Here is a 12,293-nt window from a genome sequence, read left to right as displayed (position 1 = left end):
GAGTCCGCGCCACCGTGGCCATCCTGTCCGGTCTGCTCACCTCCGCCCTGTCCGACGCCGGCCTGCGCGCCGCCGTCGACGCCGCCCGCGCCGCCGACACCCGCGCGGGCGAGACGCCGGCCGTCCGGGTCGAGGGCCCGTCCGCGCTCCGTCCGCTGCTCGCCGCCGCCCTCGCGGAGAGCTCCACGGTCCTCGCCGTGACCGCCACCGACCGGGAGGCCGAGGACCTGGCGGCCGCGGTGTCCGACCTGCTCGGGCACGGCGAGGCGCGGGACGCCGCCGCCGACACCGTCACGGATCCGGCGCACGCCCCGGTCGTCGTGCTGCCCTCGTGGGAGACGCTGCCGCACGAGAAGCTCTCGCCGCGCCCGGACACCGTCGCCCGCCGGCTGACGATCTTCCACCGGCTGTCGTCGGCGGAGACCGCTCCCCGGGTGGCCGTCGCAGCCGCGCGGAGCCTCATCCAGCCCGTCGCACCCGGGCTGGGGGCGCTGGAGCCGGTGTCGCTGGCGCCCGGCGAGGAGCACGACTTCGAGGCCCTGCTGGAGCGGCTGGTCGAGCTCGCCTACACCCGCGCCGAGATGGTGACCACCCGCGGCGAGTTCGCGGTGCGCGGCGGCATCCTCGACGTGTTCCCGCCGACCGCCGAGCACCCGGTGCGGATCGAGTTCTGGGGCGACGAGGTCTCCGAGCTGCGCTCGTTCGCCGTCGCCGACCAGCGCTCGGTGGGCGAGGTGGAGCGCGTCGTCGTCCCGCCGTGCCGGGAGCTGCTGCTGACCGCGCCGGTCCGCGAGCGCGCCGCCGCGCTGGGCGCCGAGCAGCCGGAGAACTCCGGGCTGAACCGCAACCCGCTGCGCGAGCTGCTGGAGAAGCTGGCCGAGGGCATCCCCGGCGAGGGGATGGAGTCGCTGATCCCCGCCCTCGTCGCGGGCGAGATGCAGCTGCTCACCGACCTGCTGCCGGCCTCGTCGCGGGTGCTGCTGGCCGACCCGGAGCGCATCCGCACCCGCTGCGCCGACCTGGTGCGCACCGGGCAGGAGTTCCTGGAGGCGTCCTGGCTGGCCACCGGCGCCGGCGGCGAGGCGCCGATCGACGTCTCCGGCTCGGCCTACCGGGACCTCGGCACGACGCTCGAGCACGCGACCGCGAGCGGCCGCGCCGTCGTCACGCTGTCCCCGCTGCTGTCCGGCGACTCCGACGCGCTCGTCCCGGCCGTGCACGAGGTCGAGCCCTACCGCGGCGACATCGACCGGGCACTGACCGATCTGCGCGCGCACGTCGCGACCGGCGGCGCCGCGGTGCTGGTGCTTGCCGGCCCGGGCACCGCGGACCGCTCGATCGAGCAGCTGCGCGAGGCCGAGGTGCCCGCCACCCGCGTCGAGACCCTGCCCGACGTGCCGGACAAGGGCCTGGTCACCGTCACCTGCGGGCGGGTGCTGAACGGGTTCACCGCCACCGACGTCGGCCTGGTCCTGCTGTCCGAGGCCGACCTGACCGGCAGCCGCGCCGGGCTCGACGCAGCGCCGCGCAAGACGACCCCCCGGCGTCGTAACGCGGTGGATCTCGCCGTGCTGCAGCCCGGCGACTACGTGGTGCACAACCAGCACGGCATCGGGCGCTTCGTCGAGATGAAGGAGCGCACGATCCAGGGCGCCACCCGCGAGTACCTGGTGCTGGAGTACGCCTCCTCCAAGCGCGGCCAGCCCGCGGACCGGCTGTTCGTGCCGACCGACGCGCTCGACGAGATCAGCCGCTACGTCGGCGGGGAGCAGCCGGCCGTCAACAAGCTCGGCGGCGCCGACTGGGCCAAGACCAAGGGCCGGGCCCGCAAGGCGGTCAAGGACATCGCCGCCGGGCTGGTGCAGCTCTACGCGGCCCGCCAGGCCTCGCCGGGGCACGCGTTCGGCGCGGACACCCCGTGGCAGCGCGAGCTGGAGGACGCCTTCCCCTACACCGAGACGCCCGACCAGCTCTCGGCGATCGACGAGGTCAAGAAGGACATGGAGCGGCCGGTCCCGATGGACCGGGTGATCTCCGGCGACGTCGGGTTCGGCAAGACCGAGATCGCGGTCCGGGCGGCGTTCAAGGCGGTGCAGGACGGCAAGCAGGTCGCGGTCCTGGTGCCGACGACGCTGCTGGCCACCCAGCACCTCACAACGTTCGCCGACCGGATGCGGGCCTTCCCGGTGACGGTCCGCGGGCTGTCCCGGTTCACCGACGCCGCGGAGGCGAAGGAGACGGTGGCGAAGCTCGCCGAGGGCACCGTCGACGTCGTCGTCGGGACGCACCGGCTGCTGCAGTCCGGGATCCGCTGGAAGGACCTCGGGCTGGTCGTGGTCGACGAGGAGCAGCGCTTCGGTGTCGAGCACAAGGAGCACATCACCGCGCTGCGCGCGCACGTCGACGTGCTCACCCTGTCCGCGACGCCGATCCCGCGGACCCTGGAGATGAGCCTGGCCGGGATCCGCGAGATGTCGGCGATCACCACCCCGCCCGAGGACCGGCACCCGACCCTGACCTACGTCGGCGCCTACGACGACAAGCAGGCCGCCGCCGCGATCCGCCGCGAGCTGCTGCGCGACGGCCAGGTGTTCTTCGTGCACAACCGGGTCAGCTCGATCGACAAGGCGGCCAAGCGGATCCAGGACCTGGTGCCCGAGGCCCGGGTCGCGGTCGCGCACGGCCAGATGAACGAGGAGGTGCTCGAGCGCACGGTCAACGCGTTCTGGCACCGCGAGTCCGACGTGCTGGTCTGCACCACGATCGTCGAGAACGGCCTGGACATCTCGAACGCGAACACGCTGATCGTGGAGCGCTCGGACACCCTCGGACTCTCCCAGCTGCACCAGCTGCGCGGCCGGGTCGGCCGGGGCCGGGAGCGGGGCTACGCCTACTTCCTGTTCCCGCCCGAGCACCCGCTCACCGAGACCGCCCACGACCGGCTGGCCACGATCGCCCAGCACTCCGAGCTCGGCTCCGGCGCGGCGGTCGCGATGAAGGACCTGGAGATCCGCGGCGCGGGCAACATCCTCGGCGCGGAGCAGTCCGGCCACATCGCCGGGGTCGGGTTCGACCTCTACATCCGGCTGGTCGGCGAGGCCGTCGCGGCGTTCCGGAAGCAGGCCGGCGGCGAGGCGGGCGAGGAGGAGCAGGAGCTCGTCGAGGTCCGGGTGGACCTGCCGGTCGACGCGCACGTCCCGCACGACTACGTCGACGGCGAGCGGCTGCGCCTGGAGGTCTACCGCAAGATCGCCGAGGCGCCGGACGACGGCGCGCTGACCGCGATCGTCGAGGAGCTCACCGACCGCTACGGCGAGCCGCCGACGCCGGTGCGCAACCTGCTCGAGGTCGCCCGGTTCCGGCAGCTGTGCCGGCGACTGGGGATCCGTGAGGTCGCCTCGGCCGGGACGCAGCTGCGGATCGGCCCGGTCGAGCTGCCCGACTCGGCGCAGCTGCGGCTGCGGCGGCTCTACCCGAAGTCGCAGTACAAGGCGGCGGCGCAGATCGTGACCGTGCCCAAGCCGGTGCAGGGCGGACGGATCGGCGGGGCGGCGATCCGGGACACCGAGCTGCTCGGGTGGTGCGCGGAGCTGTTGCTGCAGATCGTGCCGTCGTCGACCCCGGTGCACAGCTCGTCCGGATGACCGGATTCTGTCGGTGTCACCGGTTAGCGTGATCGCATGCCCGGCTACCTCCGCCATCCGCACCTGCACGGTGACACCCTGGTCCTCGTCGCCGAGGACGACGTCTGGACCGCGCCGGTCACGGGTGGCCGGGCCCACCGGCTGACCGCCGACGAGGTCCCGGTGAGCGCACCGCGGATCTCCCCGGACGGCGGATCGGTGGCCTGGGCGTCGCAGCGGGACGGGGCGTGGGAGGTCTACGCCACCGATCTCGACGGCGGCGGGATACGGCGGCTGACCTGGTGGGGCGACCCGTTCACCCGGGCCGGCGGCTGGACACCCGGCGGTGAGGTCGTGGCGCTGTCCGCGCACGGCGACGCGACGTCGCGGACCTGGGCGTACGCGATCCCGGCGGGCGGCGGCACCCCGCGGCTGCTGCCGTACGGGGCGATGACCGCGCTCGCACTGCAGTCCGGCGGGCCCGCGGTGCTCACCCAGGTCGAGGGCGTCCGGGACGCGGCGCACTGGAAGCGCTACCGCGGCGGCCGGGCCGGCCGGCTCTGGCTCGACGCCGCCGGCGGCGGCGACTTCGTCCGGGTGCTGTCCGAACTGGACGGTCAGCTGGAGTGCCCGATGATCGTCGACGACGGCGGCGGGCCGCGCCTGGTGTTCGTGTCCGACCACGAGGGCTGGGGCAACGTCTACTCGGTCCCCTCGGCCGACCCGGGCAGCGACCTGCGCCGGCACACCGACCACGGCGCGGGCCGGGAGGGGCAGCCCGACTTCTACACCCGGCACGCCTCGACCGACGGCCGGCGGGTGGTCTACGAGTGCGCCGGGGAGCTGTTCCTGCTCGACGACCTGGGGCCGGGATCGGCGCCGCGCCGGCTCGACGTGCGGCTCGGCGGGCCCCGCTCGGCCCGGGAGCCGTTCCGCGCCGAGATACCCCGGGCCCTGGGGTCGGTGCGCCCGGACCGCACCGGGCGCAGCAGCGTGGTCGAGGTGCGCGGCACCGTGCACCGGCTCACCCACCGCGACGGCCCGGCCCGCGCGCTGCTCGCCGAACCCGGCGTCCGCGGACGGCTCGCGCACCCGCTCGGCGACGACCGCGCGGTGTGGGTGGACGACGCGTGCGGGGAGGACGCGGTGTGCGTGGCCCCGCTGGACCCGCACGCTCCGGGCGCGCCGGAGCCGGTCCGGTACGCGGCCGGCGACATCGGTCGGGCGCTCGAGCTGTCCCCTGCCCCGGACGGCAGCGCGGTCGCCGTCACCACGCACGACGGCCGGCTGCTGGTGCTGCCCACCGGGACCGGCGGTGACGCCGGGGAGCTGCGCGAGCTGCACCGGGCCGGGGCCGGGGAGCCGTTCGACGTCTCGTGGTCGCCCGACTCGGCGTGGCTGGCCTGGTGCGACCCCACCGCGGCGGGACCGTCGCGGGTGGTGCTCACCCGGGTCGCCGACGGCGCGCACACCGAGGTCACGCCCGGCCGGTTCCACGACAGCGACCCGGTGTTCACCGCCGACGGCCGCCATCTCGCGTTCCTGTCCCGCCGGGTGTTCGACCCGACCTACGACCAGCACGCCTTCGACCTGACCTTCGGCACCGGCTGGAAGCCGTTCCTCGTGCCGCTGGCCGCGCGGACGCCGTCGCCGTTCGGCGCGAGCCCGGACGGCCGCCCGGCCACCCCGGGGGAGCAGGGGTCCGAGGACCCGCCGGCGCCCCCGCCCGACCCGCCGGCCGCCGCGGGCACCGGCGACGAGCCGGGCGGCGAGGGCCCGCCGGAGGTCGTCGTCGACGTCGAGGGACTCGCCGACCGGGTCGTCGGGATCCCGGTCGAGGCCGCCCACTACCGGGACCTGTCCCCGGTGGAGGGCGGTCTGGTGTGGCTGCGGCCGCCGACCGGCACCGGGGTGCTCGGCGACAGCCTGCGCGACGACGACGCCGAACGGGACCGTGCCGTGCTCGAGCGGTACGACCTCGCCCGGCGCTCGGTCACGGTGATCGCCGACCCGGCCTCCCGGTTCGCCGTGAGCGGGGACGGGACGCGGATCGTCGTGCGCGACCGGGACACGGTGCGGTTGCTGCGTGCCGGCAGGTCCGGCTCGTCGGCCCCGGACGACGACGGCGGCGACGAGTTCACGATCGACACCCGGCGGCTGGTCGTCACGATCGACCCGTCGGCGACGTGGCGGCAGATGTTCGACGAGACCGCCCGGCTGGCCCGCGACCACTTCTGGGTCGCCGACATGGCCGGGGTCGACTGGGCCGCGGAGACCGCCCGGTACCGGCCGCTGGTCGAGCGGGTCGGCAGCCACGACGACCTCGGCGACCTGCTGTGGGAGCTGCAGGGCGAGCTCGGGACCTCGCACGCCTACGTGCTCGGCAACGGCTCGCCGGGTGACCGGACCGGGCGTCCGGGCGTGCTCGGGGCCGATCTCGAGCCGGCCGGCGCCGGGGAGGGCTGGCGGGTCGTCCGGGTGCTGCCGCCGGAGACGTCCGCCCCCGCGGCGCGCAGCCCGCTGTCCGCGCCCGGCGTCGACGTCCGCGCCGGGGACGTGCTGCTCGAGGTGAACGGCCGACCGGTCGACCCGCACTGGGGACCGGCACCGCTGCTGGTCTCCACCGCCGGGCGGACCGTGGAGCTCACGGTCCGTTCCGGTCCCGGCCGGACCGACGCCGGGGCCGTCCGGCGGGTCGCGGTCCGCCCGCTGCCGTCCGAGGACGCCCTGCGCTACCAGGACCGGGTGGCCCGGCTGCGCGCCGAGGTCGACGAGCGTTCCGGCGGCCGGCTGGGCTACCTGCACGTGCCGGACATGATGGCGCCCGGCTGGGCCCAGCTGCACCGGGACCTGGCCCGCGAGACCACCCGGGACGGCCTGCTGCTCGACGTGCGCGGCAACCGCGGCGGGCACACCTCGCAGCTGGTCGTCGAGAAGCTCGCCCGCACGGTGGGTGGCTGGACGGTGCCCCGGCACAAGGCGCCGACGACCTGGCCCCTGGACGCCCCGCGCGGACCGGTGGTCACCCTCGCCGACGAGCGCTCCGGCTCGGACGGCGACATCGTCACCGGTGCGATCAAGCGGCTCGGGGTCGGGCCGGTCGTCGGGGCCCGCACCTGGGGCGGAGTGATCGGCATCGACAGCCGCTACCGGCTGGTGGACGGCACCCTGGTCACCCAGCCCCGCTACTCGCACTGGTTCGACGGGGTCGGCTGGACGATGGAGAACCACGGCGTCGACCCGGACGTGGAGGTCGTCGTGACCCCGCAGGACCGGGCGGCCGGGCGGGACCCGCAGCTGGACCGGGCCATCGAGATCGCCCTCGCGCGGCTCGAGGAGCACCCGCCGGCGCGCCCGCCGGACGTCGCGACCCGGCCCTCGGTGGCCCGGCCCACCCTGCCGCCGCGCGGGCAGTCGTGACCGGCGGGAGATCGACGCCACACCGCGTGAGAGGCTGACCGGCGTGCGGACACGAACGGGCAGGTACATCGCGGTCCTGGGGATGGTCGGCGCGCTGGTCGCCGGGTGCGGGAGCGGGCCGAGCCGGGTCGACTCCGCCGCGATCGTCGGCGACGAGTCGATCCCGCTCTCGGAGGTCCAGCCGGCGATCACCTCGGTGCTCACCCGGCCCGGCCTGGCCGAGCAGCTGCAGGCCTCGGGCGGCAGCGGGCCGGAGATCGGCCGGGTCGTGGTCTCCCAGCTGGTGATCCGCGACCTGCTCGAGCGGACCGCCGCCGAGCAGGGGATCTCGGTGTCGGACCAGCAGGTGACCGAGGAGATCGACCGGGCCGGCGGCGAGGAGGCGGTGACCGCGCAGTCGCTCGCGGTCGGCGGGGCCCGTGCCGCGGTCCGCGACCAGCTGCTGCTGACCGAGCTGGCCCGCCGCGACGTCGACCGGCTGTCGGTGACCGCCGACGTGGCCGTCGCCGAGTCGCGGGACGAGGCGACGGCGCTGGCCCGTGACCTCGCCGCGGGCGGGTCGCGCGCCGAGGCCGCCCTGGCCGAGCCCGGGACCACCCAGCGCGGTCTCACCGTGCGGCCCAGCGAGACGCCGCAGCTCGCGGCCAGCCCGCTGATCGGGATCCCGGCCGGCTGGGTGGCCGTGGTGTCCGGTGGCGAGGGCCAGCGCTGGCTGGTGATCCGGGTGACCGAACGGACCCTGGACGGACCGCCGGCGGAGCCGGAGGCCTCCGCCGCCGCCCGGCTCGACCCGGCGACCCTGTCCGAGGCCGGGCTCCGGCTGCTCACCCCGACCTCGCTGAGGACCGGGGTCGAGCTCAACCCGCGCTACGGGGTCTGGGACCCGGTGCAGATGCTCGCGGTCCCGGCCGAGCAGGCCTCCGAGGTGATTCCGGTCGGCGACGGCGCCGCGGCGCCACCGGCGGGCTGAGCGGTGCCCGCCGTCGTCGTCACCTGTCCGCGCCGCGGTGCGGCCCTCCCGGCCGCGGCGGTGCCCGCGCTGCGCGGCGCCGTCGCCGTGCTCGCGGCGCCCGAGCTGGACCCGGCCGCCGTTGCCGCAGCCGGCGCGACCCCGTGGGACGGGACCGACCCGGCGGCCCTGCCCGACGGCACCGTGCTGCTCGTGCCCGCCGGGCACCCGGCCGCCGCCGGCGGGATCGAACCACCGGACGGGCACGCCCTGCTCGACGCCGTCGCCGTGATGGACCGGCTGCGCTCACCCGGTGGCTGCCCGTGGGACGCCGAGCAGACGCACACCTCGCTGCTGCGCTACCTGGTCGAGGAGGCCTACGAGCTGTACCAGGCGATCGAGGACGACGACCGCACCGAGCTGCGCGAGGAGCTCGGCGACGTGCTGCTGCAGGTGCTGTTCCACGCCCGCGTCGCCGCCGAGGACCCGGGGTCGCCGTTCGGGATCGACGACGTCGCGACCGGGCTGGTCGACAAGCTCGTCGGGCGGCACCCGCACGTGTTCGCCTCCGGAGAGCGCGTGGTGACCGCGGCGGACCAGGACCGCCGCTGGGACGAGCTCAAGCGCACCGAAAAGCAGCGCGATTCCAGTGTGGACGGGGTCGCGATGGCGCAGCCGGCCGTCGCGCTCGCCGCGAAGCTGGCCTCCCGCACGGCGAAGGCGGGATTGCCCGCCGACCTGCTGCCCGGCGGCGACGAGCCCGGCGAGCGGCTGTTCCGGCTCGCCGCGGCCGTCCAGCTCGCCGGTGGGGACCCGGAGGCCGCGCTGCGCACCGCGGCCCGTGCGTTCGACGCCCGGGTGCGCGCCGCCGAGAAGGCCGCGGCCGCCGCGGGGCGCGACCCGCACACGCTGACCGGCGACGACTGGCGGGAGCACTGGAACACCCCGTAGCGGGCACATTCGGTGATCGTCGACCGGGTTCCGATCGGTGCCATCCTTGGCACGGGCCAGCACCCGGATGGTGATCACGGCTGAGCGGGCTCGGGTCCGCGCGCACCCGGCTCCCGGGTGATCGTCGTCCGGGTGTCGACCGGTGCCATCCGTGGCACCGACCGGAACCCGGCCGGTGATCACGGGGGCGGCGGCTCGCGCATCGGGCGTCGGCGGGTGTCGCCGCGCGGTGGGTACGGTGGACGGGGTGCGTGTCCGGTCCCTCCTCGCCGTCCTCGGCGGGCTGCTCCTCTCGGTCGGGCTGGTCGCCGTCGTCGTGCTCGCCGCCGGAGCCGTCCTGGGCGGCCGCCCGGAGCGCGTCCCGGTCGACCGCGGCGCCCCGCCGCCCGCTGCCGCTCCGCTGGCCGCGGACACCGACGTCGCCGGTTGGGCCCGGACGGCCGCCCGGGACACCCGCATCCCGGCCCGCACCCTCCAGGCCTACGCGCGCGCCGAGCTGGCCCAGCGCGAGCGCACCCCGGACTGCCGGCTGAGCTGGAGCACCCTCGCCGGGATCGGCCGGATCGAGTCCCGGCACGGCACGATCCGCGGCGCGGAGCCCGGTGCTGACGGCCGGGTGGACCCGCCGATCGTCGGGATCCCGCTGGACGGGACGAACGGCACCCGGCGCATCGCGGACACCGACGGCGGCCGGCTCGACGGCGACCCGGAGCTCGACCGGGCCGTCGGGCCGATGCAGTTCCTGCCCGGGACCTGGGAGATGTTCGGGGAGGGTGACCCGCAGAACGTGGACGACGCCGCGCTCGCCGCGGCCGGCTACCTGTGCAGCGGCGGGCGCGACGTCGCCGCCGGCGCGGGCTGGTGGGACGGGGTGCTGGCCTACAACCGCTCGACCTCCTACGCCCGCGACGTCTGGTCCGCCGCCGCCGACTACACCGGCCGGGTCGATCACGCCAGCAGCGCGGCGCCCCAGTAGTCGTCAGGCCCGGACAGGCCCGGCGGGACCGCGAACACCGCCGACCCGTTGTGCTCCAGGTACTCGCTCATCGCGTCGGACTTCGCCAGCGAGCGCTGGATCGGCACGAACCCGCGCTGCGGGTCGCGGACGAACGCGACGAAGAACAGGCCCGCGTCGAGATGGCCGTCGCCGTCCGAGCCGTCGACGAAGTTGTAGCCGCGGCGCAGGATCCGGGCGCCGGCGTTGGCCTGGGCCGAGGCCAGCCGGATGTGCGCGTCGTCGGGGATGACCGGCCCGGCCGCGTCGGTGGCGGCGTAGTCGGCGAGGTCGAACTCGTTCGATCCCGACAGCGGTGCGCCCACGCCCTTGGTGCGCCCGACGATCCGCTGCTGTTCGTCCAGGTTGGACCGGTCCCACGGTTCGATGTGCATCCGGATCCGTCGGGCGACCAGGTAGGACCCGCCGCGCAGCCACTCCGGACCCTCGTCGCCCACCCACACGTGCTGGTCGAGCAGGTCGGGCTCCTCGGCCTTGAGGTTGTTCGTGCCGTCCTTGAACCCGAACAGGTTGCGCGCGGTGGCCTGCCCGGTCGAGGTCGACGACGTCCGCCCGAACCCGAGCTGCGACCAGCGGACCTCGGTGACGCCGAAGCCGGCGCGGACCAGGTTGCGCACCGCGTGCACCGCGACCTGCGGGTCGTCCGCGCACGCCTGCAGGCACAGGTCCCCGCCGGTCCGGGCCGGGTCGAGCCGGTCACCCTGGAACGCCGGCAGGTCCGCCAGCGGGGCCGGACGCCGGTCGGCCAGCCCCAGCTTCTGCAGGAACGACGGGCCCACCCCGAAGGTCAGCGTCAGCCTCGACGCCGCCAGGCCGATCGCCTCCCCGGTGTCGGCCGGGACCGCGTAGACGTTGCCCGGCAGCGCGCCGTCGTCGGCGGTGTCCTGCCCGGCGGTCATCCGCTCGGCGGCGGCCGTCCAGCGCCGCAGCAGGTCCCGGACCGCGCCGCGGTCGGTCGCGGTCAGGTCGAGGGCGACGAAGTGCATCCGGTCCTGGGCGGGGGTGACGATCCCGGCCTGGCGCACGCCCCGGAACGCGACGACGCCGTCGTCGGCGGCCGCGACGGGCTCCCGGGCGACGCCGTACCCGGCGGCCGCCCCGGCCCCGGCCAGCGCGGCTCCGGCCCCGGCCAGCCCGAGCAGCCCGCGGCGGGAGACCGGCCCGGTCACGACGTGACGACGCCGGCCACCTGGCTCACCGGCTCGGCCAGCGCGTCGACCGACGCGGACATCTTCTTCGTGTCGTCCGGCGTGAGCTCGGTGTAGAGCCGGTAGCCGTCGGCGGTCCGATAGTCCTGCAGCATCGTCGTCACCGCCTCGAAGCGCTGGTCGAGGACCGGCCCGAGCTGCGGGTTCTTCTGATCGAGCACCGGCCGCAACGCCGAGACCGCCGCCTGCGAACCCTCCACATTGGCCTGGAAGTCCCACAGGTCGGTGTGCGAGTAGCGGTCCTCCTCGCCGGTGATCTTCCCGGTGGCGACCTCGTCGAGCAGGCCCTTGGCGCCGTTCGCGAGCTCGGCGGGGGTCAGCGTCAGGGCCGGGATCCGGCCCTGCAGGTCCTTCGTGTCGGCGACCAGGGTGTCGGCGGTCCGCGCGGAGTCGGGCTGCAGCCCGTCCACCCAGAGGTCCTTCTCCAGCCGGTGCCAGCCGGTCCACGCGACGCCGGGGTCGCGCTCGTCGTCCTCGCGGCCGTCGAGCTTGGGGTCGAGGTCGCCGAACGACTCGGCGATCGGCTCGATGCGCTCGTAGTAGGTGCGGGCCTGCGGGTAGAGGGCCTTGGCCTGCTCGACGTCGCCGGCCTTCACCGCGTTCGCGAAGTCGGTCGTCCGCGCGGTCAGCGCCTCGGACTGGCTGGTGACGTAGCGCAGGTAGCCCGCGGTGGCCGCGGCCAGCTCGGCGTTCGTGTCGGTCGAGCGCTCGGCGGAGCCGGTCACGGTGAAGGGCGCCCGGATGCCGTCGCCGGACATCCCGGGCTTGCAGGCCGTGGTGTAGGCGCCGCCGTCGGGAACCTCGACGACCAAATCCCGGGTCAGGCCGGCGCCGATGTTCTCCACCTCGCCCATGATCCGGTCGCCGGTGCCGTAGAGGTAGAACTCGGTGACCTGGGACCCGTCGTTGGTGACCTGGAAGGTGACGGTGCCGGCCGGCGCGGTGGTCGTGGAGACCTCGCAGGCGGAGTCGGTCGCGTTCACCGTGATCGGTCCATCCGGGCCGGCCGCCGACGGTGCGGTGGACACGCAGCCGGACAGCACCGTGGCCGCGGCGGCGAGGGGGACCAGGACGGCGGCGTGGCGCGGGGCGAGGGACATGGCGCTCCTGATCGGGGAAGGGGACGG

Annotated in this window: 7 protein-coding genes; 5 read left to right on the top strand and 2 right to left on the bottom strand. The window is 75.7% G+C overall.

Annotated features, from left to right (window positions below):
• Positions 1-23: 23 nt before the first annotated feature.
• The 5 genes from mfd to WIS52_RS14535 all read left to right on the top strand — a co-directional run bounded on the left by mfd (position 24) and on the right by WIS52_RS14535 (position 9,919).
• Entirely contained in the window at positions 24-3,644 is a 3,621-nt protein-coding gene (gene mfd / locus WIS52_RS14555) for a transcription-repair coupling factor (RefSeq protein WP_349298911.1), read from the top strand.
• A 36-nt stretch (positions 3,645-3,680) separates the two neighbouring features.
• Entirely contained in the window at positions 3,681-7,043 is a 3,363-nt protein-coding gene (locus WIS52_RS14550) for a S41 family peptidase (RefSeq protein WP_349298763.1), read from the top strand.
• 43 nt (positions 7,044-7,086) lie between these two features.
• On the top strand, positions 7,087-8,013 hold the full coding sequence (locus tag WIS52_RS14545) for a SurA N-terminal domain-containing protein (RefSeq protein ID WP_349298762.1): 927 nt from the start codon (positions 7,087-7,089) through the stop codon (positions 8,011-8,013).
• Between the two features lie 3 nt (positions 8,014-8,016).
• Positions 8,017-8,943 carry a nucleoside triphosphate pyrophosphohydrolase gene (locus WIS52_RS14540; RefSeq protein WP_349298761.1) on the top strand — a complete coding sequence of 309 codons (927 nt, stop codon included), beginning with the start codon at positions 8,017-8,019 and terminating at the stop codon, positions 8,941-8,943.
• Positions 8,944-9,190: 247 nt separating this feature from the next.
• Entirely contained in the window at positions 9,191-9,919 is a 729-nt protein-coding gene (locus WIS52_RS14535) for a lysozyme family protein (protein ID WP_349298760.1), read from the top strand.
• Here the strand turns inward: WIS52_RS14535 and efeB are convergent.
• Entirely contained in the window at positions 9,892-11,127 is a 1,236-nt protein-coding gene (gene efeB / locus WIS52_RS14530) for an iron uptake transporter deferrochelatase/peroxidase subunit (RefSeq protein WP_349298759.1), read from the bottom strand. The genes WIS52_RS14535 and efeB overlap by 28 nt on opposite strands.
• A complete protein-coding gene (efeO, locus tag WIS52_RS14525) occupies positions 11,124-12,266 on the bottom strand; it encodes an iron uptake system protein EfeO (protein WP_349298758.1) in 1,143 nt (380 codons plus the stop codon). Before efeO ends, efeB begins: the two co-directional genes overlap by 4 nt.
• Between the last annotated feature and the right edge of the window lie 27 nt (positions 12,267-12,293).

This window comes from Pseudonocardia nematodicida (assembly GCF_040105385.1).
Classification (GTDB): Bacteria; Actinomycetota; Actinomycetes; order Mycobacteriales; family Pseudonocardiaceae; genus Pseudonocardia; species Pseudonocardia nematodicida.
Note: the sequence above shows the minus strand (reverse complement) of the source record. Positions and strands in the feature narration are given on the sequence as shown.